A 24,908-nucleotide genomic window follows, 5' to 3' on the forward strand; every position below is an offset into this window, starting at 1 on the left:
TGCCCATAAATCCGATCACGAGAAGAGCAACAGCAACGGTTGAGGCAATGGATGCCAAGCTCATTTGTGTTTGATGGCTCAGGCTTTTCATGCGTCAACCTCGTTTTTCAGATGCACGAGAATGCATTGCTCATAGCAACTGCCATCATCAAGATTGCAGAGGGTCAGGCATTCAAAATAGGCATTCACTTGTGATTCAGTGACGCAAGCTTGTCCAGCATTTGGCGGCTCCAGGTTTGTATTCAGCACATCTTTCTCGATTCGCAGAGCGACACTATGCCGATTTTCTTTTTTGGGCAATGAAATTATTGCGGCGGGTAAATACCTAGATAAAATTACCTATATCTGATCGATTGTGAGGGTCGGTCTTTTTGTTTGAGTTGGTCCCTTGCTTCTTATGGTGAGCCGATGAGCAAGGGCAATCCCGCTGAACGGCTCGAGGACGAGCTCGATCGTGCCAAGGCTCGTGGCCGTTGGCTCAGTGACGATGAGCAGGCTGCGCTTAATCGTGAAGCGGATGCCGAAGCCCTTCTGGTGGAGGCAAAGCAACAGCGTGATCGCAAGCTGATGATCCTCACGGGTGTCTGCCTGTTGATTCCGCCGTTGTGGCCTGTGGCCCTGGGGCTGACTCTGTTTCTTCTCTATCCAGACACCATGGCCAGGATCGGGCTGGCCGCCGCCATCACCTTTCTGGTGGGCGGATTGCTGTTGGCCGGCGTGCTTGGTTTGGCGATGGTTTGGTTGATTCAGTGGCTGTTCTGATCAGGTGCTGTTCTGATCAGCTCTGCTGGATCAGTTGCGTGATTTCACCACCGTCATGCCGACGGGGGCCAGGGCAATCAAAGCCAGCTTGATGTGCTGAATGCCGAAGGGAATGCCGATGATTGTGACAAAACAGGCCAGGGCACTGCTGAGGTGACCCAGGGCCAGCCACCAGCCGGCCACAAGGAACCAAATCACATTGCCGAGCGCACCCAGCGGGCCCGTCCCCAGATCACCTCGTCCTCTCAACTGACGACGGCTCACCGCTTCGGAGCCGAAGGGCCAGAGCGAGAAACAACCGACCACCCAGCACGACCGTGCCCATGGCAGGCCAACGACAGTGATGGCGCAGATCAACGCGGCCAGCCACCAGGCCAGAGCCATGGGAAGTCCGCCGAGAACCACCCAGAGCAGGTTGAGGACCATCGAGATCATGTCTCCATTGTCACGGCAGGCTTAAAGCTCGTTCGTTAAATTCTGTAAAAGGTGTTTGACCGGGCATGGCGGGCAGTTACGGGATTGTGGGTTGTGGATATGTGGGATCCGCTGTTGCCACCCATCTCAGGCGCCAGGGCAATGAGGTTGTCGGCACCACCACCAGCCTCGGACGGTTGGCTGAACTCTGCGATCTGGTCGACCACCCCCGCCTCTACAGCGCTGGCGATCCGATGGCGGATGCCAGTTTCCTGGATCGGCTCGATGGGGTTCTGATTGCGATGGCGCCCACCACCGCCACCTTTGAAGAAGATCAGTACGAGAAGGTTTACGGCCAAGCGGTGCCGGCCCTTGTTGAGGCGCTGCGTCAGCGCCAGGGGCGTCGACCGCTGCATGTGACCTACCTGAGCAGTGCAGGGGTGTATGGCGATCAGGCCGGCGCGATCTGCAATGAGCTGACCCCTCCGGATTGTTCCAACAACGCCAATGCTCTTCTGGCCAGCGCCGAGACGTCTGTTCTTTCCTTGAACGACGCTTCAACCCAGGCCTGTGTGTTGCGGCTGGGTGGTATCTACGGTCCTGGCAAGGACATCCCGTCGTACATCCGCAGTGCTGCTGGGCAGCCGGTTCGCAAGAACGGCAATCACATCAATGCCTGGGTTCATCTTCACGACATCATTCGCGGTGTGGATTTCGCCTTCGGCCGGCGGCTCCAAGGCATCTACAACCTTGTGGATGATCTCCAGTTCACCCGGCGTCAGCTTTCCAATGCCTTGTGTGATGACTTCGGATTGCCCCCAGTGATCTGGGACAACCACGATCGCCCCGGTGCACGCATCTTCAATGCCCGTGTCAGCAACGCCCGGCTGCGTGAAATCGGATTCCAGCCCAGCGTCAGCTCCATGCTGGAACCTGTTGCGGCCTGAGGGTCCAGCCCCCTCATAGCGAAGCTGTTCAACGTTCGCGGCGGATTTGATTTTTCGATACAGATTGCGCCCCGATTTCTCATTTTTCGTTGTTGATGTAAAGCAGGATTGCGGAATCCACGTTCAACTTGCTGCGTTGATTAGACCCTCCACATTCAACGCGGCGGCGCTGTGAAAGACGAATTGTTCTGCATCGAATTTGCGTCCTCCTTGGCCTTGATGTTGCTCGAGCTCAACGCAGAACTTCTTGAGCTTGCAGACGAAGCCTCCAACGTCACAGCCGAGCTTTCTGTTGTTGAGCTTGAGCGTGCCTGCTGATGCTGGATCACATTCGTGCCGTCTTTGCTGATGCCCAAGCCGAGGCCATGGATCAGTTGTACGACGTCATCAATGCGGCGCGTGATCTTGCACCGGATTCAGATTTTCAGGCTTGCTACGACCTTGTGATGGCATCCGGCGGCCCTGAAGTTGAAACCTGGATCAACTTCACGGTGACCACAGCCACCCGCTTCGATCTTGACGATCAACCGGAGCCGGAACAGTTTCTTTCCGTTCTCGAGGAGTGTTGTGATGCCCGTCGGGAAGAGCAGCGGGCTCAGCCTTCGGAATAACGAAGGGCCTTGAGGCCCATCACCAGATGGGTGCGAAAACTTCCTAGCGCCATCACCTGCTTGGGCGATCGCGTGTCGCTCACTGCATCGCCTTGTCCTTCGATCCAGCGCAGCAACTCCTGGGTTTGGTCGGCCCATGCACTCAATGCTGCGCGGAGCAGTTCGTCATCGCTTAGCCGCCCTTCAGGAACGGCGGATGTGTCCATCGCCGCTTTCAGCAAGGCGTTGAGTTGCTGATGGCTCAGCGCGTCAGGAACAAAGGGATCAGGATCGATGCTTAAGAGAATCTTTAGGCATGCTTCGACCGTAGTTCAGGGGTATCGCTTGTGACCACCCGTGTTTTGGCTCATTGCGTCAGCGTGATCGAGCTTGATCCGGGTCAACGCTCAGCCCGCGGGTGGCGAGGGCCAGGCGCCGGGCTGCCAACAGGGCTGGATAAGCCAGTGCTGAACGTTGGTTGTCACTGAACAGCTTGGCCAGCAGTCCGAGCAGGGGATCGCTGGGGTTCATGCGCCGGCTGAGTTCCGCAATGGCTTCGCTGCCATGCCACGTCTGCTCCCCTTCGATCAGCACGGCGCCATTGCGCAGAGGCAGGCCGAGGGCATTGAGCTCGCGACGGATCGTGTGATCGGCGCGCCCGTCAATAATGCGCAGGTTGGGAACACCCGCCTGGAGCTCACTGCGGAGGGCGAACTCTCGACAGAATGGGCATCCGCCGTCGTAGATGAGGGTCAACAGCATTGCTGAATTCTGTCGCGAAGGGCCTGGGCCTGGCGTTGTTGATGCTCTGCCTGCTGCTGGCTCCCCAGCCGTCATCGGCAGATTGGATCTGCGATGGGGATCGGCTCAGTGTTGAGATCACTCGGGGAGCCGTTGATCTCACCGGGTTGGCGGAAGGCATTCCCAACACGTTGGACGGAACCCTGCCGGGGGACGGAGTTCTGTTGCGCTGGGGCGATGTGGAGTTGCAACTACCGCGCACCAACAATGCAGGTGCCCCCAGTTACACCGATGGCCGTTGGTGGTGGCGGGTCGTTGATCAATCAGCGCCGGAATTTTGGGAACGCCGCGGCACGGTGATTCGCCACCAATGTGAACTGATCTGAGCCTTCCTCCAGCTACCGCCGTTTTCGCTTGCGACGGTTGGCCTTGCGGGTTCCTCCATAGCGATAACCAGCTTTTTCGCGAAAGTTCGGCCAGCAGGTTTCGCACACCAGGATCCAGTCCGCGAGTTGGGCGGTGATCACCCGGAAATGGACGTCTCCCGGCTGTCTGCAGTGATCACAACAGAATCTTTTGTTTTTCCACAGTTTTTCAACCGACCCCTCTGGCGGATCGGTGCCCTGAAGCTTCTCCTGAGGATTGCTTGCTTCGTTCACAGCAGGGAGCGCTTCGTTGCCACTTGAGGCGTCTTCGAAATCACTGATGCATTTGTTGCTTGAAAACAATGGCCAGCACAGCATTCTTCACATTGAGCGGCAGGATCTGCCAGGGACTGCCGAGCATCTGAAGCTTGTTTTCCACGCCGGTGGCCAAAACCACTGTGCTCGCCAGGATCAGCTGTTTTGGCCCTGTGGAAAAGCTGTGTATAACTCTACGAATCGCTTGGAACTTGGGCGTTGATGGAGGCTTTTAGGGCGGCCATCTCGTGGGCGGTGAGGTGAGCTTCGACGGCCTCAGGGGCGTTGTTCAGATATTGGATCCATGCCTCGTAGCACTGTTCCTGCGTTGCTGATGGGTTCTGACCTTCACCAGCTCCCGTGCTGACCAGAAGCTCTTCAATCCTGGCCAGCCGAGCTTCGATCCGGCTCAAGCGGCTGCCGATGGCATCGTCCTGTTGCGTCACCTGCGGATGGGCGGTGGTTCCCGTGATTGTTGCGGAGAGGCCCTGGGTTGACGCTGTAGTACATGCGCACTAAAACAGATGTACTGCTCCGAAACCCATGGCTGCGAGTTCTCCATACGCCACCTTCCGCGCTGACGAGTGGATGCGTCATTCCTTGATTCGACCCCGCAAGGCGTTTCCGGCGGCAGCCTCGGCGGTGGCGAAGCCTCGTGCCAGGCCCACCACTGCTGTTCGAGCCTGTGATGCCGTGCAGGGCGAGCTTTTTCTCTTTCCCGTCGTGATCTGCTGAACCTTGGTCTCTGCGACAAACATTTGCAGGAGTCGCTGTTTGCCCCCTGTTCTGCCAGGGTTATCAGTGGTTTTTATTGCCAGACCATGCTGTTGTTCGCCTCCCAGACAGCTCCAGGCGGTCCGACTGTCATTCTTCCGGCCCTGTTGATCACCGGACTTCTCGTTGCAGCATCCCAGGCGTTCGTTCCCAAGGGCGGCGACGAGAACTGAGCCCTGCCGTTCGCTTCATCGAAGGGCTGAGAGAACATCAGCCCCGAAAGCATTGGCATCAAATCCCGGCTTTTTGGGTGTCTGTCCCAGTCGCACGATCACCGCGCGCTGGGATGGAGCCACCAGAAGAAGTTGTCCCTGATAGCCCTCAGCTGAATAGCTGCCATTGGGTAGGTCGGGCCTTGATTTGCGGCGGCTGAGCCACCAGTGCGCGCCATAGGCCTGTTTGGATCCCCGCGATGCCGTCCGTGCCTGCTGAACCCAGGTTGCGGGCAGAAGTTGCTTACCGTTCCAGCTGCCCTGATCCAGGTACAACTGGCCAAACCGGGCCCAATCGCGGCCGCTGGCCCATACCAGGGATGAGCCCACCAAGGTTCCGCTGTTGTCGCTTTCGACAACTGCAGTTGTCATCCCGAGAGGCCCGAACAATGCCTGCTTGGGAAAGCTCCAGTAGAGCTGATCGTCATCGATGGCGTGTCTGAGGATCCGGCTGAGGATGTTGGTGGTTCCGGATGAATAGCTCCACTTTTTTCCCGGTTTTTTGCTGAGGGGTTTGCTGGCGGCGAACCCTGCCATGTCGGCTTGCTGGGTCAGCATCCGCACCAGGTCCGAGTTCAGTGTTCCCGTCGATTCCTCGAAAGCCAGTCCGCTGTTCATGCGCAGCAGCTGATCCAGGCTGATCCTTTGGCGTGGATCCTGCGGATCACTCCATTCAGGCACCTTCGGTGGCTTGCCTGGATCCAGAAGCCCTTCCTGGATGGCCCGTCCGATCAGGGCATGGGTGATGCTTTTGCTCATCGACCAGCCAATCAGTGGCATGTCGGGCTGGATGCCTTGGGCGTAGCGCTCGGCGATCACCCAGCCGTTCTGCACCACCACAACGGCGCGGGTGCGTTTGGGTGTGAGCGACTCGTTCTCCTCAAAGGCGCGATCGAGAGCGTCCTTCAGTGCCTGCTCATCGATCTCCGGCGGTTCTGCGGCGGCTGTGTCGCTCAGGGGCCAGGCAGAGCCAATGGGATGGGGCGTCGCGGAGTCAGGCTGGTTTGGCTTGGGCAGCCGGGGTTTTGGATGCCTATCGATCTGCCAGGTGCAGCCCCGTTCGCCGTTCTGAATCGCTTCAGCACGAATCAGCCCGAACAGGGCGCTGGCTTCAACGCGTCCAGCGTTTGGTTTGATCCGGGTGTGGATCATCCCCTGGCCGGCGGCCAGATCTTCGTTGAGCACCTGGTCTGGATCCATTCCAGCCATCAGCACGCTGCTGCAGAGCTGCTTAGCGCTGAAACTCGCACCCGCCCTGGCGAACGTGATCAGGTTGCGCAGCGGAGGTTCCAGGCCTGCTGTGGCGCTGAAGGCCACGGCCGCTATGGAGATCACCACCGTCCGCCACTGCTGCTTTGTCACCCTTGCTTTGTCACCCTCAACGGCCATGAAAAAAGCGGGGGGGTCCCCGCTTCAATCATGGATGGAACGCTGGCTTCAGTACACGTCGTAGCTGACGCCGCGGTAACGCAGTTCACGCCCACCGCTTGGGTGCTGTTGTGGGTCGATCGGTTCGTAGGCGACGCCGCGATAGCGCAGCACCTTGGCTTTGCTTCCCACCGGGGTGTGCACCCGGTCGGTATGGCCTTGGCGGCGGTAGGCCCGTGCCATCTGGGTTTTGGCCGTTTCGATGGCCTGATTGCGCACAGTCCGTGCCTTGATCAGTTGAAGGGTGTTCATCTCTCTCTTGCGCGGTGCCCACGCCCCCGTTGCCTGGCGCGGATCTGACTGCGGCCTGTTGATGAGGCTCAACGTGACCACACCCTAGCTCCAATTGGTATCAACGGCTACTGTTTTTTCTGCTTCCTTTGGCGGTGCGTTGTCAGCATGGTTCTGGATGAAGGCAGCGCTTGTCTGGGGCAGTTCCTCTGGTGTGCATCTGCGGGCCGTCTGCGGCCGGCAAGACAACCCTGGCCGCCCGTCTGGCCGAGCAGCTGCGTGCCAGGGGGCGTCATCCCCTGCTGATCGCCTGCGACGACTACTACCGCTGTGGTTGGTCGCCCAGCTCGCGCTATGGCTTTGACACGGTGGATGCCATTGACGCGGACCAGCTGAGGTTGCAGCTCAGCGCTGTTCGCTACCGCCAGTTGAACGCGTTGCGCAGCTACGACATGCGCAGCCGCAGGGTGAGCTCCAGGTTGTTGCAGCAGCCCTATGACCTGGTTCTGGTGGAAGGCTCCTACGGGCCGCAACATCTGTTGGAGGCTGTGCCCATCTCGCTGGTTGTTTACGTCGAAACCCCACTGCTGCAGAGGTTGATCAAGCGTCTCTGGCGTGATGTTCGCGACAGGCAGAGGCCGGCTTCCTATGTGATTCGCCAGATGCTGCGCGAAATGCTCCCGGGTGAGCGTCGCTTCATTCACCCCTTGAAGCGCCGCGCAGATCTTGTTGTTCGGGGCTACAACTTTGATCTGGAGCCGATTCTCAGCAGAATTGGATAGCTTCTTAAGCGTTGATCAGCCTCAGTGGCTTGTTTCTGCGTAGGCCTGTCTATCGAGGCTAATTCGATCAGCGAGTCTGCTTTTTAGGGCGAGACAACAGGCGCGAGATTTTGGTCATCCATCGACCCGGTGCAGCTTGTTGCGTCGAAACAACCGCTGCTCTTTGCTTGGCTGACGCAGGGTTAGGGCCTAAAGGTTCTGATAGCGCCCAGCGGAAATCCATCAAGGATCGGGGCTTGCCGGCCGGGGACTGAGCCAGCACCTGCTGGCGAAGCTGACGTTGAGTGCGCAACAGCCTTCAAAGGCACCTTCTTGCACCATGGCTCAAGCAGGTCCTGTTCCGCCAGCAGGGGCCTCTCGTTCATCAGAGGCCTCCGGTAGTGCTCCGCCCAGGGCCGACAGGTTCAGACCTTGTTTCCTTCGTCGTCCCAGTATTCGATTCTGTTCACTTCAAGGTCGTCTTGTTTGAGTTTGGCGGCGATCTCCTTGGCCCTCGTCCTCAGATACAGCTCATCGGTCACCAGGCTTTGGTAAACGATCTCCTCCAGGGTTTCTGCGGGAGCTTCTGAGACGATCTGCTTCACGTCGTCCTTGCTCAGCTTCACGTCAGTTCGAATGCTGACGGTCTGCTCGAAGTTGAACTCGATTTCGTTGATGACCGATTCCATGGGCTCCTTACAGACAAAAAGAAACCCCCGCCAAAGGCAGGGGTTCCAAAACGACTCGCAGGAGTGTGTCCTTGTTTCCACCCTGTGAGGCGTTTTTCCTCACAAAGCCAACATGCCAATCCGATGCGTGGGTTGGGGTTGCTGATGGACAGCCTCGCGGTTGGCCCCAGCGACCTGTTTCAAAGTTCAACCGCGTCGCCCCAGGCCGGAGATGCAAGGCGTTTCCAGCCCTGGGTCTGCAAGGACGCCCAGAGTTGTTCTGCTTCGGCCTTTCGCAGGTGTCGGCGTTCCTTCAGCAGCGGAGGGCCGTCAGGCAGGCGCCGGCCTCTGTCGATGAAGACCTTCGGCTCATGGATCCATCCTTTCTGATCGCGATGGAATCGCCAGATCCAGCGGTCGTCGCTGTCAATCAGCCAGCCCTCTCCCATGACCATGCTGCAAGTACATCAGTACTAGCAGTGGTGGGTTTGGCTGGTCAAGTGGCCTTCTGGTTCAGGCCCAGGCCAAAAAAAAGGAGCAGGCCCCTCAGCCCACCCCCTTCGTGACGCATGGAAAGCACCACTGCTTTCGTGATGCACTGTCCAAGACGATGGCGCTTTGGCGGGTATCGATCCGCACGTTTTTAGGCATTACTGCTTAGTAAGAACTGTTCTCATTCGCGTGATGATTCCGGAGGCGCGAGCATCACTGCCAACGCTTCGGGGAGTTGAACGAGCGCAGGTTCCCTCGCCTGCGCCTCCCCCAAACGTTCATAGGAGCAGGGTGCGGATCCAGCTGCCTTGGCGCTGATGGGGTGATCCAGCTACCAACCCTTCAGGATCTTCCTCGTCATGGCCTCTTTCAACATCAGCATCGAGGGTGGTGCCAGCTTTTCGTGCCCTGATGACACGTACATCCTCGATGCAGCCGAGGAGGCCGGTGTGGATCTGCCCTATTCCTGCCGGGCAGGCGCCTGTTCCACCTGCGCCGGCCGTTTGGTGAGTGGTTCGGTGGATCAGACCGATCAGAGCTTTCTCGATGATGATCAGATCGGCCAGGGGTTTGCCCTCCTTTGTGTGAGCTACCCCACCGCTGATTGCGTGATCAAGGCCAACGCTGAAGAGCTGCTGTCTTGATCAGGGCTTGCGGGTGATCACAGGACGGCGCCGTTTCGGATAAAGCTCACGGCACATGGGGCAGACGGTTCCGTCGCAGCCCCGTGCTGTGCAGAACTCACGGCCCCAGAAGATGATCTGCAGGTGCAGGCGGTTCCAGTGCTCCTTGGGGAAGAGGCGCTTGAGGTCCTGTTCCGTGCGCGCCACACTGCTGCCGTCGCTCAATCCCCAGCGTTGGGCCAGCCGGTGGATGTGGGTGTCGACGGGGAAGGCGGGCACGCCGAAGGCCTGGGCCATCACCACGCTCGCTGTCTTGTGCCCCACGCCGGGTAAGGCTTCGAGCTCTTCAAAGCTCTGGGGAACATCGCCGTCGTAGGCCATCACCAGAATCTGGGCAAGGCGGCGCACGTTTCTTGCCTTGGTTTTGGCCAGCCCGAGCTGCCGGATGAACGCCAGGATCTGCTCCTCCTCGAGTTCTGCCATGGCGGCGGGTGTTGGCCCAGCGGCAAACAGCGCCGGCGTCACCTCATTCACCTTCTTGTCGGTGCATTGGGCACTCAGCAGAACAGCGATCAGCAGGGTGAACGGATCACTGTGATCCAGGGGGATCGGTGTTTCCGGGTACTGCTCGTGGAGGCGCTGCAGAATCACCTCCACCCGCTCAGACCTGCGCACGGGTGTTCAGTGGGTGAGGTGATCTTGGCGCTTCGGTGATTGCATCGCTTCGTTGCAGCCTTTTCCTGCCATCGCCGAGATTGTTTTAGGAACCAATGATGCGATCCTCGATCAGGCCGCGTCGGCACGCATTGCCCCTGTTGAACTGGAACCGTTCGGCAGCAGTCCTGCTGGTTGTGGTGGCCGTGATGCTGGCCTCCTGCCGCAGCCGAGATCAGTACGCCAGCACGGATTCACGCCCCCAGGTGCTCACCACCTTCACGGTTTTGGCCGATCTGGCCCGCAACGTGGCGGGTGATCGGTTGCAGGTGGCTTCGATCGTCAAGCCCGGTGCCGAGATCCACGGATACCAACCCACCCCCAGTGACATCGAGCGCGCCAGCAAGGCGGATCTGATTGTTGAGAACGGGTTGGGGCTGGAGTTGTGGGCCCGGCGTTTCACGGCAGCAGCGGGGGATGTGACCACCATCACCCTTTCGGAAGGGATGAAGCCTCTGCTGATCACAGAGGACGCCTATTCAGGTAAGCCCAATCCCCATGCCTGGATGTCCCCCCAGCGCACGATGGGCTACGTGGACAATCTGGAGCGGGCCTTCAGCCAACTCGATCCAGCCGGGACCGAGGACTTTGCCGCTAACGCGTCGGCTTACAAAGCCAAGCTCCAGGCCCTCGATCAGGAGCTGCGCACGGCGATTGCTGCGCTGCCGGCTCAGCAACGGCTGCTGGTGAGTTGCGAGGGAGCCTTCTCTTATCTGGCAGCGGATTACGGACTCGAGGAGGCCTACCTCTGGCCGGTGAATGCCGAAAGCGAGATCACACCCAAACGCATGGCACGGTTGATCGACACGGTGCGAGAGCGCGAGGTGCCAGCCATTTTTTGTGAAAGCACCGTGAGCGATAAAGCCCAACGGGAGGTGGCAGCGGCGGCAGGGGCGCGATTCGGTGGAACCTTTTACGTGGATTCCCTCTCGCCTCCGGACGGGCCTGCCCCCACCCTGTTGGAATTGCAGCGGCACAATGTGGGTCTGATCCGCAAGGGACTGGACCTGTCCGAGAGCAACCGCTGATGCGCATTCAGGCTGACCAGCTCTGTGTGGACTACAACGGCACCGTTGCCCTGTACGACGCCAGCCTGCACCTGCCAGCCGGTTGCATCTGCGGTTTGGTGGGCATGAACGGTGCCGGTAAATCGACGTTCTTCAAGGCTCTCACTGGGTTTGTTCGCCCTTCGCGCGGCAGAATCCGGATCAACGGCAGCAGCGTTGCCGAAGCGCAGCGTCATCAAGCGGTGGCCTATGTGCCCCAGAGCGAAGGGGTGGATGCCCAGTTTCCCGTGTCGGTGTGGGATGTGGTGATGATGGGCCGCTACGGCGCGATGAATGTGTTGCGGATTCCCCGCAGCTCCGATCGTGTGGCTGTGCGGGACGCCTTGACGCGGGTTGATCTGCTGGAGCTGGCCGATCGTCCCCTTGGCACCCTCTCCGGTGGTCAGCGCAAGCGCACGTTCCTGGCCCGAGCCATCGCCCAGCGCGCTGATGTGCTGCTGCTGGATGAGCCATTCAATGGGGTTGATGTGCGCACGGAGCAGCTGATGGCCCAGCTGTTTCTTCAGTTCCGCGACGAGGGCCGCACGATCTTGATCTCCACCCACGACCTGGGCCACGTTCGTGATTTTTGCGATCTGGTGGTTCTGATCAACAAGACCGTGCTGGCCTACGGGGAAACCTCAGAGGTGTTCACCCCCGAGAACCTCGCCATGACTTTCGGTGGCGTGCCGCCCGATCTGCTGACGGGCAACAGCTCCCCGGAGGAGACATTCTGATCAGACCTCTCCTGCGTCCGTCGTCATGGCCCGAGATGCGTCGGGCATCAGGGCAACGAGAGCCTGCTCCAGGTCTTGCATGAACACCTGCATCGCCTCGCGACGGTTGCTGCGGTACTGATTCAGGCGAGGCCGCACGGGCAAGGCTCGTCCGAGCTGCACCTCCACCCTTTGTGGGCCGAGGCTGGGCTGACCCTTCCAGGGCTTGTCTTCGATCCAGCTGATCGCTTCCTCCACCAGCAGCAACATCTCGGCAAAGCGGTCAAAGTCGGGTCGATCACTGATGTAATGACCACTCACGCTGGTGAAATGCTCCACCAGTCGCATGCGGGTGAGTTGCAGGTCGGCTTCCCGTGCCTCCCAGTCCGCCAGGCTCCGCTCCAGCGGCGGGAGCTGATCAACACCCTCCCGGTAGATCCGATCCCAGGCGGCCTGCTCGATCCGGCGGCAGCGTTCCTGAAGATTGCCGACGGCACGCAGGCCGAAATGGGTCTCGGCTTTGGCCAGGCCATGCCGGCGGTAGGCATCAATCCGCTCGTTGAAGGTCTGAGCTGGATCGGGCTTCAGCCGTTCGAGCTGCTCAAGGGCTTTGAGCAGATTCATGCCGATCTGGATCAGCCGGTCGCGAGTGCTGGTCTCTGAATTGTCTGAGTCGGCGTCGGGGGAGGGGATGCCGAGATGGCGTTCGAGGGTCGCCAACCGCGCTTCGAGGGCGATCCAGTTGGGGTGCCTCCAGCTGTAGTGAATGCCGATGGGCAACACCTCCAGCGGCCGCTCGTCGTTGGCTTTCTCCAGATCCTCTGCGGCCCAGAACGCCAGCTGGGCCACTCCCGGCTCCAAGGGCGCCATCTCGCCGGAGAGGTTGTTGGTGGCTCCTTCCGGTGCCACCACCAGCGGGTAGCGCCCCTGGGCCAGAGCCCCGCGGGCCTGGGCCAACGCTGGGCGATCCAAGCGGCCGCGGTGGATGGCGATGCCGCCACTGCGTTGCAAAAGCCAGCCGATCACCGGGCCAGCCCAGATCGGAATGCCGCGGTCGTAGAGAAAGCTCAGCTGGATGGGTCCTGGCAGCTGCAGCTTGAGTCGCCGTGCTGCCCGGGGAATGCCGTTCCAGAACAGATCCGCCATCACCACTGGATCACGGGTGCTGGGGTGCCGAAAGGCGATCAGCAGATTGCAGGCCCCCGACTGCTGGGCTGCAAAGGCCTCGGCCAGGGCTTCTGCTGCATCACGGTGGCTCAGCTCAAGGCCCTGACTGCGGAAGAGCAGCGGAAGCAGACGGCTGACCACGGCCTGAACCATCCGGCTGGGACGGGTGGGCAGCCGGCGCAGTGCGGGACGAGCGTTCTGGGTGGAGGCGCGAGGCATCGAACCGACTGCAGCGCGCCCATACTGATCCGATGGAGCTTTTGTTGGAACCCCTCAGTCACGCCTTCATGGTGAAGGCGTTGATGATTAGTGCCCTGGTTGGGGGTGTTTGCGGGCTGTTGTCCTGCTTCATGACCCTGAAGGGATGGGCGTTGATGGGCGATGCCGTCTCCCATGCGGTCCTCCCTGGTGTGGTGGTCGCCTATGCCTTGGGCCTGCCCTTCTCCCTGGGGGCGTTCGTCTTCGGTGTGGGCTCCGTTGCCGCCATCGGCTTTGTGAAGCAGAAGTCGAGGGTGAAGGAAGACACCGTCATCGGGCTTGTCTTCACCGGTTTCTTCGCTCTGGGGCTGGTGCTCGTCTCCAAGACGCGCAGCAACATCGATCTCACCCACATCCTCTTTGGCAATGTGCTGGGGATCTCAGCGGGGGATGTGCAGCAGACCCTGGTGATTTCGGTGTTGGTGCTGGTGGTGCTGCTGCTGTTCCGGCGGGACCTGATGCTCTTCTGCTTCGATCCCACCCACGCCCGATCGATCGGGATCAACACCGGACTCCTGCACTACATGCTGTTGGGACTCCTCTCCCTGGCCGCCGTTGCCGGTCTGCAGACCGTGGGAATCATCCTGGTGGTGTCGATGCTCGTCACCCCCGGTGCCACGGCCTATCTGCTTACCGATCGGTTCGACCGGATGACGCTGCTGGCCGTCACTAGCAGCGTGCTCTCCAGTGTGCTGGGGGTGTTCATCAGCTACTGGACTGACAGCTCTACCGCCGGTTGCATTGTGCTGGCGCAAACCGCGCAATTCGTGCTCGCCTTCCTTCTTGCACCTGGGCAGGGGGTGCTGCGGCGTCTCTGATCAGTTGATGCGTGGATCAGTGGATCAGCGCTCGTCCTCGTCCCAGTCGTAGGTGTCGTTGAAGCGCTGAACGCCGGCTTCTCGAAAGTGAAAGTCCTTGGCGGAACGACCCTGATCAGAAGCCGTTTGCTTGGAACCGTCCTGGTCCCACGGCTCGCGGTAATCAAGATCGTCCCGCATGTTCTGGAACGGCTCAGGAGGCTTCGCTGTCATCCCACTTGGCTTTGCCATCCAGCAGTTCGATCAGCTCCTGGAGCTTGCCCATGGTGACGCGCACATCGGCACCGTCGGGAAGAACACCATCGGCCACCACGTTGTAGTGGTCACGGCACTGGTTGCGCAGCTCCTGCAGGCGCTTCTTGGTGATGGTCTTTTTCTGTTCTGCCGTTGCCATGGCGATTGCGTGGTCTGGCCCTCATCCCTAGCAGAGCAGGGTGCTGCTTACGGATCTACCCCGGAAGAACCTGGCGAAAGCCATGGGCTTCCACCACGTTGAGCTGGGTGTTGAACAGTTCACTCAGCTCGGCGGGCCGCAGCATCTCCCGTGGGCTTCCATCCCCAACAAGACGTCCCTGTGCCAGAAACAGCACCCGTTCCATCTCTGGAACGATCGTGTCCACGCGATGGGTGACCTGCACCACGGTGGTTCCCGCTTGGATCAAGCGCCGCAGGATCACCAGCAACTGATGGCAGGCCTGGAGGTCGAGGGCGCGGCTCGGCTCATCCAGCACCAGCACTTCCGGTTGGTGAACCAGGGCGCGAGCGATCAACAGGCGGCGCCGCTGTCCGTCCGATAACTCTCCGCAGCAGCGTTCACGGATGCTGTGGAGGTGCAGTTGATCGAGCAGATCCCGCGCCTGCTCCCATTGCCGCGCGCTGGGCTTCTGATCCAGGCCCAGCCGGGTGGCCCCAAAAAAATTGCTCACCACCGCCTCTTCAACAGCTGTTTTGGGATGAAGCCGCTGTTCCATGTCGCTCGACACCACCCCCAGGCGGCTGCGCAGCGCCCAGAGGTTCACCGTCTCGCTGCCAAACAACCGCAGATGAGCGTCGGGGCGAACGATGGGATACAGGCTGCGGTCGATCAGTTTCACCAGGCTGCTTTTGCCTGCGCCATTGGGCCCCAACACCGTTGTGGACTGCCGCAGTTTCAGTTGCAGGTTGAGCTTGTGCAGCACTGGGCGATCGCCCAGCCATGCCTCCACATTGCGGAGATCGAGCCAGGTTTCAGTGGTCATGGCCCTCCTTCAGCAACCGATCGATCACGATCGACAGGCGCGGAGCGACAGGCCGGAGCTCCTGCTGCCGCTCACTCCAGATGGCGTCACGCACCAGATCACTGAGGGGCACCAACTTCATCTCCTGGCCCTCCTTCAACTGCAGTTCGCTCACGGGCACGCTGAGCGTTCCGCGGAACACGTGGGCCACCCGGTTGCCGCTGTCATCGCTGAACCATGGTTCGAGCGGCACGCTGGGTGACCAAGCGATCTCCTCCTGCAATTCGCGGTGCACGGCTTCGCTGGCAGTTTCTCCCGGATCGAGATGGCCGCCAAACAACCCCCACTGGCCCGGATAAATAATCGAGTCGATGTCGTCGCGCAGTTGGAGCAGCCATCGGCCTTCCCGCTCGAGCATGGCCAGGGCGACGGCGGGCTTCATGACGCCTCCGGTGTCTTGCGGGACCACTGGGCCAGTCCACCGCCCCGCCCCCGCGCTGTGAGTGTTCCCTGCTGCTCGTTCAGTTCAATCAGGGCAAAGAAGGGCAAGCGTTGGGGTTCCGGTGACGGCAGGCTTCGCTGCAGCAGCACCTGATCGGACCAGCTCAGCTCCAACGACGTGAAGCTGAACATCAGCAGTGGTCTGGAACCCTTCAGCTGGGCCTGGCCGCTGAACCGCAACCGGAAACCGGCCAGGCAGACCTGATTCACGATGCTCAGGCCCTGTTCGCCGTGGCTCAAGGTCAGGCTGGCCTGCAGCCAACGCAGCAGCGTTGCGGTGCCGGGCGTCGGTGGATCCCCGCTGCGCGTCCAGGTCTGCTGCAACATCCAGCAGCCCGGCAGCTGCTCGATCTGAATGCCGCTGCCCTCACGGCGGCTCTGGTCTTCCCTCGCCAGAAGAGCTGCGGCAGGAGAACCAGGCAAGGCTGAGATCATGGGGCTCTGCAACACCCCCATCTTTTCGGAGTCGGCCCATGCAGCGCGACAAGCGCCGGACACCTCCCATAACGGATCTGCTTCTACGGGGACTGCGCATCGGGGCCAGCACCGTTGCCCTGGTGGAACTGCTGCGCAGTGATTGGATCGGAGGGGGGCTCGCCAGCTTGGCCTGGCTGGTCTTCGTTCAGGTGGAGCGTCGCCGGGCGCCGCTCAAGCCTCCGTCCTGAGGATCGAATCGATGCAGTTCGGGTGCTGTCGGATATAGGTGTTGAACTCCATAGCCAGCAGACGGGCCTCAAAGGCATCGGTGGCGTAGAAGCAGGATTCCAGCTTTTCTCCGTTGGATGTCTTGTGTCGGACGGTGTAGGCAGCCCGTCCCTGAGCAATGCTGGCCATGGACTGATGAAGCAGTGGTTTCAAGCTGGCACTCCTGCCCTGAGGAATTCCATAACCATTCATTCATGTTTGCGTTTCAACGCTTCGTAAAGCTGTTTGAAGCGACCGACAGTCCGTCTCACCTCTCTTCCCGCATCCAGCTGCCCATGGCCTCCTCTGCTCTGGCATTCAACGTTGCTCTCGCGTCATTCCTGTCCCTGATCGCGGGGCCTGTTCAGGCGGAATGGCAGCCGATGCAGGAGCCGGCGGTTTGGCAATCCCGTCGCGGCGATCTGCTGCCGGGCGACGGCTGGATCTTCATGGAAGCCCTCGACACCCCCGCGATCAAGGCGGCTGAATACATCCGGGCCCCCAAGAGCGTGGACGGTTCCGTTGAGGTGGAAGCAGGCCTGCTGATCCAGCGCGCTGGCCAGGACCGGTGGACCCAACGGGTTCTGCCGATGCGAGCCAACTGTGCCAAAGGTCGGCTGGAGCAACGCCAGGCCGATGGTGCCTGGACCGTCTACCCCGGTCGCGATGGAACCGTGGTTAAGGTCCGCTGGATCTGCGCATTGCGATGAGTCGGCCTGCTTTTCGTTACGAGGAACCGGAACGCTTCGGCGAGTCGCTCACCACAGCACGCCCCTGGAACCGGTCTGCCCTGACCGATGTGGAGCGGCTCAATGGCCGGGTGGCCATGCTCGGTTTTTTGGCTGCTGTGGTGCTTGAAAAGTCCACGGGCTTGGGAATCGCGGGTCAGCTTGGTGCAGCTCTGCGCTGGTACCTGCAGCTGGGTTGATCGATGACGGTTGTTCCTGTTCTGAAGGACTCCCAACGCTTCAAGTTGGATGCCACCGACGACGCGATCTTCTACAGCGAGCCGCGTTTCGTTCACCATCTGGATGCTGGTTTTCGTGCTCGGCTGACGGCCCTCTACCGCGAGCGCATTCCTCCCTGTGCCCAGGTGCTGGATCTGATGAGCAGTTGGGTGAGCCACCTGCCGGACGACGTCAGTTACGACAACGTCATCGGCCATGGCCTCAATACTGAGGAGCTGAGTGCCAACCCCCGATTGGATCGGCACTGGGTTCAGAACCTCAACCGCGACCAAACCCTCCCGGTTGAGGATGCATCGATCGATGCCACCTTGATCGTGGCTGGTTGGCAATACCTGCAACAGCCCGAGCCGATCGCCGCTGAGCTGTGGCGGATCACCCGCCCCCGGGGCCAGGTGATCGTGGCGTTTTCCAATCGAATGTTCTTCACCAAGGCTCCCCAGGTCTGGACCGATGGTGATGACGGTGATCACCTGCGTTACGTCGCTGAGGTGTTGATGGCCCAAGGCTGGCCCCAGCCGGAGATCGTTGCTGAAGACACCCGCGCCGAGGGTGTGATGGGCTTGTTCGGTGGCAAGGGAGATCCTTTCTTCGCCGTTGTGGCCAAGAAACCTCTCTACTGATTCCTCGACTTTCCTTTGCCTTGCAGGGATGGACGTTGTTCTGAATTGCGGCAGCGTGAGGCGAGAACCAGGATCTGCATGAGCTTCACCCTTCCGGGTCTTCTCCCCTGGCGCTTCAGGATCGTGTTGATCGGTCAGCAGGTGGTTCTTGAGGCTTCGTCTGAGGATCAGCAGCTGAGCACGGTTCTTGAACCTTGTGGAAGCCGCATTCGGCGTGGCTATGACCTGATCAAGGCTCCGCAATGTGCGTTGATCCGGTGAGCAGCACGTCTCGCCTCACCCAGCCCGTCGTCATCTTCGGTGGCTTTCTGATCACGCAGGAGGCCTATCGCCCCCTCGCTGATTGGATTGATCAGGCAACCGGCGCTGCGGTGCGCATCGTGCCTGTGTCCAAATTGGATTGGCTGGCCACCAGCTGGGGCTTCGGTTGGCGTCGCCTGCTTGATCGCGTTGATGCCGCTGTGTGTGAACTTCAAAGCCAGTCGCCTACAGAGCGCGTCACGTTGATTGGTCACAGTTCCGGCGGGGTGATGTTGCGCCCCTATCTGGCTGATCAGATCTTTCTGGGACGCCGTTTCAACGGTGCAGCCCGATGCAATCGCCTGATCACTCTCGGCAGCCCCCACCAGGCCCTGCGTGCCACACCGCTGCGGGCTCGCGTGGATCGTGAGTTTCCGGGTTGCCCTGAAGCCGATCGGGTGGACTACGTCGCGGTTGCGGGTCGGCTTGACCCGCTGGGAGCGAATGCATCCAACTTTTCGCGCCGCAGCGCTGCCCGCAGCTATCGCCAGATCATGGGCGACCCGGATCTGCAGGGGGATGGTCTGGTGCCGCTCCCATCAGCCCTGCTGCGGGATGCCCGTTGGATTGAGCTGGACGATATGGCCCACGGTGGATTGTTCGGCCAAAGCTGGTACGGCTCCACCGATCGCATCGAGCGCTGGTGGTCGCAGCTCGGAGACTGAACCAGGCGATCAGGCATTGTGGCCTCCTTCGGCGATCAGTTTGTGCAGGATTCGAAAGGGTTTGGGGGGCAGGCCAGGTCGGCCAAACGCAAATCCAGCAAGAAGCGCAAGCCTGGAACGTCAAACCATCGCCGTGATCAATGTCCGATGGGGCGCGACCCCGGCCTCGAGGCGATTCAGGCCAGGCAGTGCCTTGGCCTGCCGCTCACCGGGCGGTTAACCCTTGCCCAGGTGAAGCGGGCTCACAAGCTTCTGGCTGTTCAACATCATCCCGATAAAGGGGGCGACCCTGAGGTGATGACACGGTTCAACACCGCCCGCGATGTGCTGCTTGAGCCCGAGATGGAGATGCTTGCTGCCTGACGGCCCTGACGTGCGTCCCAGGGCGTCAGCTGCCGCTGCTGCGTCCCAGCACCAGCCAGGTGATCAGCATCAATCCACTCAGGCTGACCACGGTGTAGATCCAATCGGCGTATGGCGTCCAGAACAGTCCCGCAACGGGGGCTGTCATCGGTCCCAGACCAGCAGGAGCACCACAAACAAGGCCCCGAACACGAGGAAGGGCGTGAGCAGCGTCAGCAGAGACTGTGTTTCGATCGTTCCGGTTGCAGCAAGCGGATCATCCGGCGGTCTGTTTTGATCTGTCAAATCTCCGTTATTCACTGAGATTGAGGCCAGAGCTCGCGGCCAATCAACCTTCATCGGGATCGAGCAGTGGGATGAACAACCGTCAGCGTCAAATTCTCGTTGCTTTTTCGGCCTCGATGGGGCTTGGCTTGCTCGGCGGCTTGGCGTTCAACGTCACGTCCCAACTGATCCGGCCCGGCAAGATTGACTTGGGCCCGGCATCGCCGGGAGGGGCTGGCCGCGCTCCTGCGTTGCCTGAGCAGAACACAGGCTCATCCGATCCAAGCTGTGTTGTTCCTCCTGGAGGTGGTCCACCTGTCACGACGAATTTCCAGCCCTGTTGATTGCATTGCGAGGAAGGGTTTTATGGCCAAAGTTTCAAAAGAAAAGATAAAAAGTGATCTTTTGATACCCATAATTGTTTCGATTGTTCGCTCCGATACCGAAACCACAGGTCGGCTGAGGTGATTGTTTGGGTCTCTTCCAGCCCATGCATGAACAGCGATCAGCGTCTCAGCTATCTGCACTTGATGAACAAAGCTGCTGAGTCGGAAGACAGGCAGAGCTATTTCTATTACCTGAAGCTCGCTGAACAAACCCTGCAACGCCAGGATCCAGACTTGATCTGGAAGCCCGCTGGTTGATTCAGCGGATGATGTTGGCCTTGAAAAAACCGAATCCGAGGCCAAAGGATGAGGATTGATCGCGATGCAGCGTGACTGAGACATCGAAATCGAGAAGATCTGATTGTTCGATGTCCTCACGCTTCAAGTTGTGGGCGTTCTCCGCTTCGAAGCCATCGATGATTTCATCGCGATTTCTTTCCAGGTAATTCACCACCTGCTTCAGCACAAGGTCGCGCCAGGCCTCGCTGGCGTCTTTGCTGATTCGATCAGACATGGTGGATGACGCGATGTCTAGAGATGGAACCCGTGCCCAACGTTGACGCGGGTGCCGTGGTGATGCGGGTGAACCGGAACCATCCAGGGCGTTGGGGTGACGATGACGCGCCGGGGCATTGGTGAAACCATGGGGCCGTACAGCGGGGAATAGCTGCGGTAGTGCCTTCGGTAGTGGGGGCGGTAGCTGTTTTCGATGGCCCTTCTGTAGCCATGCTTGTAGCCCCTGTTGTAGGCCTTCTTTTTTTGTTTTTGCGGGAGTGGTGGTGATGAGCACTATGGGCTCCCACCGCAGGGCTGAGGCCGACACCAGTGATGACCACCACGAACGCAGCGATGCCAAGACGTTGAACAAGCGACATGGGGCGTCGATGGACTGAGGAAAACGTATTTCGGCTTTGCCTGGTGAACGTGACAGCATCTCGGCCAGATGTGACTGGATGCGTCTTGAGGGCGTGATTCCCTACTCGGTGTCTGTGCGTTGTTCGAGCACGAAACGCAGGGCCCACAGTCCGGCGTAGGAGCCCGTCAGCACGAGGAGGATCAAGATCAGCACGACACATCCTCAACGTGGTGGTTTGTTGTAGCTGAGCCGTGTTGGTTCTGTGGTCAGATCTTCCAGTAGCCGTACCAATCGGGATGGGCTGGGCCGTCGTCAACTTGGCCATCCGCGATCAGTTTCAAGTGCCACTGGCCATTGCCGTGAATCGGCAGCAGATCATCGAGCGCGCTGTCCATTTCGACAGGGTGAAGATCGTCCTTGTGCACCTGCTCTTGTCCGTTCAGCCAACGCTGCCGTGCCCGCGCCTTGGCGGAGGCTGAAGAGCGGGCCACGATCACCCCGAAGGCATGCTGTTCTGCCATCGAGGTGGGGTCATAGGCGCCAAGGTTGACGAACCACAGCTGCGGACCGTCAGTACTGGATGGATCCTGCGCTCGCTCAACAACCTCAACGCGATAGCCATCGACATGGTCGATGCAGCGGTAGCTGTCGATGTGCAAGCCACGGCGGAGGCCGATCCATTCCTGCCGCAGCGCCGGCAGCGTTGCGTCGATGGTCTCGCCCACGACCCAGCGAACATCGTGCTGCTCCACATGGCAGCCCTTGCAACGGCCCCCCAGCACCACCAGGAACAGCTTCTTGGCGCTGCTCATCGCTGGGCCGGTGATGACGCGTCGGCATGGGCGACGACGGCACGGCAGTGGGCGATGAACTCCTCGCCGTTCCTCTCCCCTTTGGCTTCCTTGGTCTGCAGGCTGAGAATCTCAAAGGTTGCGGTGGTGCTGCTGCTCACCGGGGAGACGGTCGGACTGCGGCTTCCATCATGAAGGCGATTGTCCAGCGGCAGTCCGTCGTAGGGATCGGTGCCGTCACAACGCTGAAAGGCTGCATGGATGGCATCGATGGCCTCCCTCACCTGATATGTCGCCCCTCGCTTCCTGGCGCGCTTGGTGATCGTCACCGCCGTGCGGTTCAGCAGCCGCTTGTAGCTGTCGGGGTCGATGTCCAGCCAGCTGGGGGGCGTGACCGACAACGGATTGCGTTCCATGCACCCCTTTGGTGGCTCCAGGTGTTCAGACTTTTTCGAGTCAGGCCAAGAACAACCGGCGGATTTCCTCTTCGTTGGTCACCCGTTCGCTCAGAGATGCCGTGACTGCGCCGGGGTGCTCGCGCTGCACGATCTGCTCAGCCTCGTAGGCATCCGCCGCTTCGACAGGCTTGAAGCCAGCGTCAACGGCCGCTGGAGCGCAATAGAAGACGGGGTAACGGCTCATCGGGTTGCTGCAACCTCCAACCGATAGCAACGATTCTGCGATCGAGGAAATGGCTGCGGGGAGCTCACCTCCAATTCTGTTGAGTTCAGGCATCTTTCTTAAGTCCTGAGCCTCAACAGGTGCTGATCCATACCTTTAGTGGTTCTTGCTGAGGAACCGTGGCTTTTGATTCTGGAGATAAGACAGATCGCTTCATTGCCGCAGCCAAGACACGGGCGGAAGCTGCATTGAACGAGCCGGCACCAAAACTGACGGCCTTGGAAAAGGGAATGTTGGAGTCACTGCGACGGGGTGGAAGGCCCGTGCGTCATGGCTGAGCTCAGCGCATGAGCAGCCAAACGGCCAAAGCACCGCAACCAAACCCCTTGATGAACTGGGCCCAGGTGAGGCCGTAGGTATCGAGGGAAAGCGTTCTCATCATCAGATTCAGAACCTCTTTGTGTTTCCGAATCAAGGGTGAGCTGTTGGCCGTGTTCAGTTGCGGAATCTGTTTGAGCTTGATCTCCCCGAGCTTGGCCAACGTTGCTGATCGCGTGTGCTGCTGGAGCTTAAGGCGCGCCTGTTGGTCCGAAACGAACAAACCTTTCCTGGGCTGCTGTTCATCGGCTGACACGTTGCTAGGCAATGGAAGCCCCTCCAATTGATTCATCTTGAAAAGAGTCGTCAGTCTGTCGACGGGATTCCTGGTGAGTGCACTGCTGGTGTCCCCCGCTTTTGCCCAAAAGGTTTCGAAAGAAAACGTCCGTGCGCTGAACACCGACAGGATGCAAGCTGAGTCCATCAACGGTGGACTCAACAACTACCGAGCTTCGAAATGCATGTACGCCACCGGTAAGGGAGGTGGCAACTGCTTGAAGAATGCAAGCGATGGCTACCTGTTCGTGTTTGATGGTGGCTCTCCAGGCTGGCAAGAGGCTGGTGGTCAACCCACTGTTGAAACTGAAATTCTTGTCTCTCGAGACGGAGCTTCGATTGTTGATGTTGTCTACAACGGTTCACCGCTTTAATTGAAGAATCCTTCCAAGAATGTGGTTTGAATGGCCCCGCTGCTCAGGCGGGGCTTTTTTGTGGCTTGATTGAGCTCCATATCATTCGGTCATTAGAAGAACTGCAATCGGTCTAAATAATGAATCGACCGGAATATGTGAATCCCAGGAGTGCACAAGATGCTGTGAATACAGGGGTTAAACTTATCAAATAATGCAAGAGAAAAACTTATGCAAACGATAAATATCGGATCTGAGTGCCTCGTTCTCCATCCGCGCCCCCATTCTGTTGTTGAGCCGTTCCTGCAGAGAGGATGGGGCCCAGCAGCTTCAACGGCCTTTGTCTTCCGGCTCAGCCCTGCCGCCCCTGCGCTTGGCCGTTGTGGGTCATGTCGAATGGGTGGAATTTCTGGCGGTGGATCAGTTGCCCCGCCCCGGGGCCATTGGTCACGCCTTGCGGTCTCTGCAGGAGCCTGCTGGTGGTGGAGCCGTCGTTGCGGTGCAAATGGCACGGTTGCAGCAGCAACCCGTCCAGTTCTTTACGGCTTTAGGCCGTGATTCGGTTGGTGAAACCTGCGTCAAGCGACTCGAGGATCTGGGCCTTGAGGTTCATGTCGCCTGGAGGGAGGTGCCAACCCGTCGTGGCGTGAGCATGGTTGATGGTGAGGGGGATCGGGCGATCACGGTGATCGGCGAGCGGCTGACCCCATCACTGGATGACGACCTTCCTTGGGAGGCCCTTGGCGAATGCGACGGCTTGTTCGTCACGGCCGCTGATGCTCCTCTGTTGAAAGCCTGCCGTTCTGCTGCAGTTTTGGCGGCGACCCCGCGCGTTCGTTTGCCCGTGCTTCAGCAGGCCCGGGTACCCCTCGATGCCTTGATTGGCAGTGGCCTTGATCCGGGTGAACGGGTGGAGTCGGGGCAGTTGAATCCAGCTCCCCACACAATCATTCGCACGGAAGGTGCCGCAGGCGGTATTAGTCATCCAGGCGGCCGCTATGACCCATCACCCCTTCCGGGGCCCTTGGTCGAGAGCTATGGCTGCGGCGACAGCTTTGCGGCAGGCGTGGTCACGGGTCTTGCGGCGCGCTGGCCCCTGGAGGAGGCCATCGCTTTGGGTGCCCAGTGTGGTGCCGCCTGTGCGACGCGATTTGGGCCCTATGGATGAGTGCTCGCCACGCGCGATGGCTCTCAATATCGACAAAAATGCACTGAAACACATGTTGTTATGGCGCCCACCAAAAGAGAGATCCTTGCCGCATCGGCAGGCTGGGTTGCCGTCACGTTGAACGTGGTTCCGGGCTTGGGTGCCGGGTACCTCTACCAGCGCCGCTGGAAGGCGTACTGGATCACGTCTGCTTTGGCGACGACCTGGTTTGTCCTGGGTGGACTGCTGGGACAGGGGGCTGAGGCTGCCGAAGAAATCCAAAACCAATGGATTGGCTTGCTTGGGCTCGTTGCTCTCGCGGCTGGAACAGCAGTTGAAGCCGGGCTCGCAGCGAAGCAATCTCGTCAACAGAACTGAGACGGGTTGCGGCCAGAACACTCAGCTTCGGAACAGATCGACTTCAGGTTCCCTGGTCTCTCTCGCCCGGGTTTTGTATGGCCTCAGTGCCACCCGCT

45 protein-coding genes are annotated in these 24,908 nt (G+C 59.9%); 22 read left to right on the forward strand and 23 right to left on the reverse strand.

Annotated features, from left to right (window positions below; genetic code table 11):
• The first annotated feature begins 408 nt into the window (after positions 1–408).
• Positions 409–762: a hypothetical protein gene (locus tag DXY04_RS09880; protein ID WP_115161930.1), complete on the forward strand. Its 354-nt coding sequence runs from the start codon at positions 409–411 to the stop codon at positions 760–762.
• Between the two features lie 30 nt (positions 763–792).
• Here the strand turns inward: DXY04_RS09880 and DXY04_RS09885 are convergent, their stop codons facing one another.
• A complete protein-coding gene (locus tag DXY04_RS09885) occupies positions 793–1,197 on the reverse strand; it encodes a YccF domain-containing protein (protein ID WP_115161931.1) in 405 nt (134 codons plus the stop codon).
• Positions 1,198–1,262: 65 nt separating this feature from the next.
• On the opposite strand from DXY04_RS09885, the gene DXY04_RS09890 reads away from it, so the two are divergent.
• Both DXY04_RS09890 and DXY04_RS09895 read left to right on the forward strand, forming a co-directional pair.
• Entirely contained in the window at positions 1,263–2,123 is an 861-nt protein-coding gene (locus DXY04_RS09890; protein ID WP_115161932.1) for an NAD-dependent epimerase/dehydratase family protein, read from the forward strand.
• 317 nt (positions 2,124–2,440) lie between these two features.
• Positions 2,441–2,734 carry a hypothetical protein gene (locus tag DXY04_RS09895; protein ID WP_115161933.1) on the forward strand — a complete coding sequence of 98 codons (294 nt, stop codon included), beginning with the start codon at positions 2,441–2,443 and terminating at the stop codon, positions 2,732–2,734.
• On the opposite strand, the gene DXY04_RS09900 is transcribed toward DXY04_RS09895, so the two are convergent.
• Positions 2,719–2,940 (reverse strand): hypothetical protein, encoded by a 222-nt coding sequence (locus tag DXY04_RS09900; RefSeq protein ID WP_244272250.1) that lies wholly within the window; start codon positions 2,938–2,940, stop codon positions 2,719–2,721. The two genes, DXY04_RS09895 and DXY04_RS09900, sit on opposite strands and share 16 nt — an antisense overlap.
• A 148-nt stretch (positions 2,941–3,088) precedes the next feature.
• Positions 3,089–3,475 carry a DCC1-like thiol-disulfide oxidoreductase family protein gene (locus DXY04_RS09905; RefSeq protein WP_115161934.1) on the reverse strand — a complete coding sequence of 129 codons (387 nt, stop codon included), beginning with the start codon at positions 3,473–3,475 and terminating at the stop codon, positions 3,089–3,091.
• Here DXY04_RS09905 and DXY04_RS09910 point away from each other — a divergent pair.
• The gene (locus DXY04_RS09910; protein ID WP_115161935.1) at positions 3,475–3,840 is read left to right on the forward strand and encodes a hypothetical protein; all 366 of its coding nucleotides are present in this window, start codon (positions 3,475–3,477) and stop codon (positions 3,838–3,840) included. The two genes, DXY04_RS09905 and DXY04_RS09910, sit on opposite strands and share 1 nt — an antisense overlap.
• Before the next feature lie 488 nt (positions 3,841–4,328).
• Here the strand turns inward: DXY04_RS09910 and DXY04_RS09920 are convergent, their stop codons facing one another.
• Positions 4,329–4,580, reverse strand: a complete 252-nt coding sequence (locus tag DXY04_RS09920) for a hypothetical protein (RefSeq protein ID WP_115161936.1) — start codon at positions 4,578–4,580, stop codon at positions 4,329–4,331.
• Positions 4,581–4,677: 97 nt separating this feature from the next.
• Here DXY04_RS09920 and DXY04_RS11860 point away from each other — a divergent pair, with 97 nt between their 5' ends.
• Together DXY04_RS11860 and DXY04_RS12380 are read left to right on the forward strand one after the other, a co-directional pair.
• A complete protein-coding gene (locus DXY04_RS11860) occupies positions 4,678–4,869 on the forward strand; it encodes a hypothetical protein (RefSeq protein WP_136975391.1) in 192 nt (63 codons plus the stop codon).
• A 23-nt stretch (positions 4,870–4,892) separates the two neighbouring features.
• Complete coding sequence (locus DXY04_RS12380; protein ID WP_115161937.1) at positions 4,893–5,081, forward strand: hypothetical protein; 189 nt, start codon at positions 4,893–4,895, stop codon at positions 5,079–5,081.
• A 15-nt stretch (positions 5,082–5,096) separates the two neighbouring features.
• Here DXY04_RS12380 and DXY04_RS09930 read toward each other — a convergent pair whose 3' ends face one another.
• On the reverse strand, positions 5,097–6,509 hold the full coding sequence (locus DXY04_RS09930) for a serine hydrolase (RefSeq protein WP_115161938.1): 1,413 nt from the start codon (positions 6,507–6,509) through the stop codon (positions 5,097–5,099).
• 48 nt (positions 6,510–6,557) lie between these two features.
• On the reverse strand, positions 6,558–6,800 hold the full coding sequence (locus DXY04_RS09935; RefSeq protein WP_170951399.1) for a hypothetical protein: 243 nt from the start codon (positions 6,798–6,800) through the stop codon (positions 6,558–6,560).
• Positions 6,801–6,970: 170 nt separating this feature from the next.
• On the opposite strand from DXY04_RS09935, the gene DXY04_RS09940 reads away from it, so the two are divergent.
• Complete coding sequence (locus tag DXY04_RS09940; protein ID WP_115161939.1) at positions 6,971–7,561, forward strand: nucleoside kinase; 591 nt, start codon at positions 6,971–6,973, stop codon at positions 7,559–7,561.
• A 404-nt stretch (positions 7,562–7,965) separates the two neighbouring features.
• Here DXY04_RS09940 and DXY04_RS09945 read toward each other — a convergent pair whose 3' ends face one another.
• Together DXY04_RS09945 and DXY04_RS09950 are read right to left on the reverse strand one after the other, a co-directional pair.
• Positions 7,966–8,229 carry a hypothetical protein gene (locus tag DXY04_RS09945; RefSeq protein WP_115161940.1) on the reverse strand — a complete coding sequence of 88 codons (264 nt, stop codon included), beginning with the start codon at positions 8,227–8,229 and terminating at the stop codon, positions 7,966–7,968.
• 179 nt (positions 8,230–8,408) lie between these two features.
• Entirely contained in the window at positions 8,409–8,657 is a 249-nt protein-coding gene (locus tag DXY04_RS09950) for a DUF1651 domain-containing protein (RefSeq protein WP_114989376.1), read from the reverse strand.
• 402 nt (positions 8,658–9,059) lie between these two features.
• On the opposite strand from DXY04_RS09950, the gene DXY04_RS09955 reads away from it, so the two are divergent.
• Positions 9,060–9,344 (forward strand): 2Fe-2S iron-sulfur cluster-binding protein, encoded by a 285-nt coding sequence (locus tag DXY04_RS09955; protein WP_006849985.1) that lies wholly within the window; start codon positions 9,060–9,062, stop codon positions 9,342–9,344.
• Here DXY04_RS09955 and nth read toward each other — a convergent pair whose 3' ends face one another.
• Positions 9,345–9,998: an endonuclease III gene (gene nth, locus DXY04_RS09960; protein WP_115161941.1), complete on the reverse strand. Its 654-nt coding sequence runs from the start codon at positions 9,996–9,998 to the stop codon at positions 9,345–9,347.
• A 188-nt stretch (positions 9,999–10,186) separates the two neighbouring features.
• Here nth and DXY04_RS09965 point away from each other — a divergent pair, with 188 nt between their 5' ends.
• Entirely contained in the window at positions 10,187–11,065 is an 879-nt protein-coding gene (locus DXY04_RS09965) for a metal ABC transporter substrate-binding protein (RefSeq protein WP_198409845.1), read from the forward strand.
• The gene (locus DXY04_RS09970) at positions 11,065–11,820 is read left to right on the forward strand and encodes a metal ABC transporter ATP-binding protein (protein WP_115161943.1); all 756 of its coding nucleotides are present in this window, start codon (positions 11,065–11,067) and stop codon (positions 11,818–11,820) included. The genes DXY04_RS09965 and DXY04_RS09970 overlap by 1 nt, the downstream gene beginning before the upstream one ends.
• On the opposite strand, the gene DXY04_RS09975 is transcribed toward DXY04_RS09970, so the two are convergent.
• Positions 11,821–13,185, reverse strand: coding sequence for a 1-acyl-sn-glycerol-3-phosphate acyltransferase (locus DXY04_RS09975; RefSeq protein WP_115161944.1), 1,365 nt, complete (start codon positions 13,183–13,185; stop codon positions 11,821–11,823). It lies immediately after the preceding gene.
• A 32-nt stretch (positions 13,186–13,217) separates the two neighbouring features.
• Here DXY04_RS09975 and DXY04_RS09980 point away from each other — a divergent pair, with 32 nt between their 5' ends.
• Positions 13,218–14,042, forward strand: a complete 825-nt coding sequence (locus DXY04_RS09980) for a metal ABC transporter permease (protein WP_115161945.1) — start codon at positions 13,218–13,220, stop codon at positions 14,040–14,042.
• Between the two features lie 24 nt (positions 14,043–14,066).
• On the opposite strand, the gene DXY04_RS12270 is transcribed toward DXY04_RS09980, so the two are convergent.
• The 5 genes from DXY04_RS12270 to DXY04_RS10000 are packed head-to-tail and all read right to left on the reverse strand — an operon-like array spanning position 14,067 to position 16,195.
• On the reverse strand, positions 14,067–14,222 hold the full coding sequence (locus DXY04_RS12270) for a hypothetical protein (RefSeq protein WP_170951401.1): 156 nt from the start codon (positions 14,220–14,222) through the stop codon (positions 14,067–14,069).
• A gap of 13 nt (positions 14,223–14,235) precedes the next feature.
• Positions 14,236–14,436: a hypothetical protein gene (locus DXY04_RS09985; protein ID WP_006851769.1), complete on the reverse strand. Its 201-nt coding sequence runs from the start codon at positions 14,434–14,436 to the stop codon at positions 14,236–14,238.
• A gap of 55 nt (positions 14,437–14,491) precedes the next feature.
• Complete coding sequence (locus DXY04_RS09990) at positions 14,492–15,280, reverse strand: ABC transporter ATP-binding protein (protein WP_115161946.1); 789 nt, start codon at positions 15,278–15,280, stop codon at positions 14,492–14,494.
• A complete protein-coding gene (locus tag DXY04_RS09995) occupies positions 15,270–15,701 on the reverse strand; it encodes an NUDIX hydrolase (protein ID WP_115161947.1) in 432 nt (143 codons plus the stop codon). Before DXY04_RS09995 ends, DXY04_RS09990 begins: the two co-directional genes overlap by 11 nt.
• Positions 15,698–16,195, reverse strand: a complete 498-nt coding sequence (locus DXY04_RS10000; protein WP_115162230.1) for a hypothetical protein — start codon at positions 16,193–16,195, stop codon at positions 15,698–15,700. Before DXY04_RS10000 ends, DXY04_RS09995 begins: the two co-directional genes overlap by 4 nt.
• Before the next feature lie 38 nt (positions 16,196–16,233).
• Between DXY04_RS10000 and DXY04_RS10005 the strand changes: the two genes are divergently transcribed.
• Complete coding sequence (locus DXY04_RS10005; RefSeq protein WP_114989292.1) at positions 16,234–16,425, forward strand: hypothetical protein; 192 nt, start codon at positions 16,234–16,236, stop codon at positions 16,423–16,425.
• On the opposite strand, the gene DXY04_RS10010 is transcribed toward DXY04_RS10005, so the two are convergent.
• Positions 16,409–16,594 (reverse strand): hypothetical protein, encoded by a 186-nt coding sequence (locus DXY04_RS10010; protein ID WP_115162231.1) that lies wholly within the window; start codon positions 16,592–16,594, stop codon positions 16,409–16,411. The two genes, DXY04_RS10005 and DXY04_RS10010, sit on opposite strands and share 17 nt — an antisense overlap.
• 146 nt (positions 16,595–16,740) lie before the next feature.
• On the opposite strand from DXY04_RS10010, the gene DXY04_RS10015 reads away from it, so the two are divergent.
• The 6 genes from DXY04_RS10015 to DXY04_RS10040 all read left to right on the forward strand — a co-directional run bounded on the left by DXY04_RS10015 (position 16,741) and on the right by DXY04_RS10040 (position 19,360).
• Positions 16,741–17,154 carry a hypothetical protein gene (locus DXY04_RS10015; RefSeq protein ID WP_115162232.1) on the forward strand — a complete coding sequence of 138 codons (414 nt, stop codon included), beginning with the start codon at positions 16,741–16,743 and terminating at the stop codon, positions 17,152–17,154.
• Positions 17,151–17,372 carry a chlorophyll a/b-binding protein gene (locus DXY04_RS10020; RefSeq protein ID WP_115161948.1) on the forward strand — a complete coding sequence of 74 codons (222 nt, stop codon included), beginning with the start codon at positions 17,151–17,153 and terminating at the stop codon, positions 17,370–17,372. Before DXY04_RS10015 ends, DXY04_RS10020 begins: the two co-directional genes overlap by 4 nt.
• 3 nt (positions 17,373–17,375) lie before the next feature.
• Positions 17,376–18,032 carry a methyltransferase domain-containing protein gene (locus DXY04_RS10025; RefSeq protein ID WP_115161949.1) on the forward strand — a complete coding sequence of 219 codons (657 nt, stop codon included), beginning with the start codon at positions 17,376–17,378 and terminating at the stop codon, positions 18,030–18,032.
• A gap of 78 nt (positions 18,033–18,110) precedes the next feature.
• The gene (locus DXY04_RS10030) at positions 18,111–18,293 is read left to right on the forward strand and encodes a hypothetical protein (RefSeq protein WP_115161950.1); all 183 of its coding nucleotides are present in this window, start codon (positions 18,111–18,113) and stop codon (positions 18,291–18,293) included.
• Positions 18,275–18,997 (forward strand): esterase, encoded by a 723-nt coding sequence (locus tag DXY04_RS10035; RefSeq protein ID WP_115161951.1) that lies wholly within the window; start codon positions 18,275–18,277, stop codon positions 18,995–18,997. Before DXY04_RS10030 ends, DXY04_RS10035 begins: the two co-directional genes overlap by 19 nt.
• A gap of 18 nt (positions 18,998–19,015) precedes the next feature.
• Positions 19,016–19,360 carry a molecular chaperone DnaJ gene (locus DXY04_RS10040; protein WP_115161952.1) on the forward strand — a complete coding sequence of 115 codons (345 nt, stop codon included), beginning with the start codon at positions 19,016–19,018 and terminating at the stop codon, positions 19,358–19,360.
• Between the two features lie 25 nt (positions 19,361–19,385).
• Here DXY04_RS10040 and DXY04_RS12580 read toward each other — a convergent pair whose 3' ends face one another.
• Both DXY04_RS12580 and DXY04_RS10050 read right to left on the reverse strand, forming a co-directional pair.
• Positions 19,386–19,508, reverse strand: coding sequence for a hypothetical protein (locus DXY04_RS12580; RefSeq protein WP_006849913.1), 123 nt, complete (start codon positions 19,506–19,508; stop codon positions 19,386–19,388).
• Complete coding sequence (locus DXY04_RS10050) at positions 19,505–19,699, reverse strand: hypothetical protein (RefSeq protein ID WP_006850620.1); 195 nt, start codon at positions 19,697–19,699, stop codon at positions 19,505–19,507. The genes DXY04_RS12580 and DXY04_RS10050 overlap by 4 nt, the downstream gene beginning before the upstream one ends.
• Before the next feature lie 419 nt (positions 19,700–20,118).
• Here DXY04_RS10050 and DXY04_RS12275 point away from each other — a divergent pair, with 419 nt between their 5' ends.
• A complete protein-coding gene (locus DXY04_RS12275; RefSeq protein WP_170951402.1) occupies positions 20,119–20,268 on the forward strand; it encodes a hypothetical protein in 150 nt (49 codons plus the stop codon).
• 1 nt (position 20,269) lies between these two features.
• Here DXY04_RS12275 and DXY04_RS10060 read toward each other — a convergent pair whose 3' ends face one another.
• The 5 genes from DXY04_RS10060 to DXY04_RS12485 form a co-directional block, all read right to left on the reverse strand.
• Positions 20,270–20,524: a hypothetical protein gene (locus DXY04_RS10060; protein ID WP_115161954.1), complete on the reverse strand. Its 255-nt coding sequence runs from the start codon at positions 20,522–20,524 to the stop codon at positions 20,270–20,272.
• A gap of 608 nt (positions 20,525–21,132) precedes the next feature.
• On the reverse strand, positions 21,133–21,678 hold the full coding sequence (locus DXY04_RS10065) for a DUF1543 domain-containing protein (protein WP_115161955.1): 546 nt from the start codon (positions 21,676–21,678) through the stop codon (positions 21,133–21,135).
• Complete coding sequence (locus DXY04_RS10070) at positions 21,675–22,073, reverse strand: hypothetical protein (RefSeq protein WP_115161956.1); 399 nt, start codon at positions 22,071–22,073, stop codon at positions 21,675–21,677. The genes DXY04_RS10065 and DXY04_RS10070 overlap by 4 nt, the downstream gene beginning before the upstream one ends.
• A gap of 40 nt (positions 22,074–22,113) precedes the next feature.
• The gene (locus DXY04_RS10075) at positions 22,114–22,299 is read right to left on the reverse strand and encodes a hypothetical protein (RefSeq protein WP_244278657.1); all 186 of its coding nucleotides are present in this window, start codon (positions 22,297–22,299) and stop codon (positions 22,114–22,116) included.
• Positions 22,300–22,618: 319 nt separating this feature from the next.
• Entirely contained in the window at positions 22,619–23,056 is a 438-nt protein-coding gene (locus DXY04_RS12485; protein ID WP_244278658.1) for a hypothetical protein, read from the reverse strand.
• 7 nt (positions 23,057–23,063) lie between these two features.
• Here DXY04_RS12485 and DXY04_RS10085 point away from each other — a divergent pair, with 7 nt between their 5' ends.
• The 3 genes from DXY04_RS10085 to DXY04_RS10095 all read left to right on the forward strand — a co-directional run bounded on the left by DXY04_RS10085 (position 23,064) and on the right by DXY04_RS10095 (position 24,810).
• The gene (locus DXY04_RS10085) at positions 23,064–23,306 is read left to right on the forward strand and encodes a hypothetical protein (RefSeq protein WP_244278659.1); all 243 of its coding nucleotides are present in this window, start codon (positions 23,064–23,066) and stop codon (positions 23,304–23,306) included.
• 319 nt (positions 23,307–23,625) lie between these two features.
• Positions 23,626–24,453, forward strand: coding sequence for a PfkB family carbohydrate kinase (locus DXY04_RS10090; RefSeq protein ID WP_115161958.1), 828 nt, complete (start codon positions 23,626–23,628; stop codon positions 24,451–24,453).
• A 60-nt stretch (positions 24,454–24,513) separates the two neighbouring features.
• Positions 24,514–24,810: a hypothetical protein gene (locus tag DXY04_RS10095; protein WP_115161959.1), complete on the forward strand. Its 297-nt coding sequence runs from the start codon at positions 24,514–24,516 to the stop codon at positions 24,808–24,810.
• Positions 24,811–24,908: the final 98 nt, after the last annotated feature.

It is taken from the genome of Synechococcus sp. UW86, assembly GCF_900474085.1.
In the GTDB taxonomy this organism is placed as follows: domain Bacteria; phylum Cyanobacteriota; class Cyanobacteriia; order PCC-6307; family Cyanobiaceae; genus Parasynechococcus.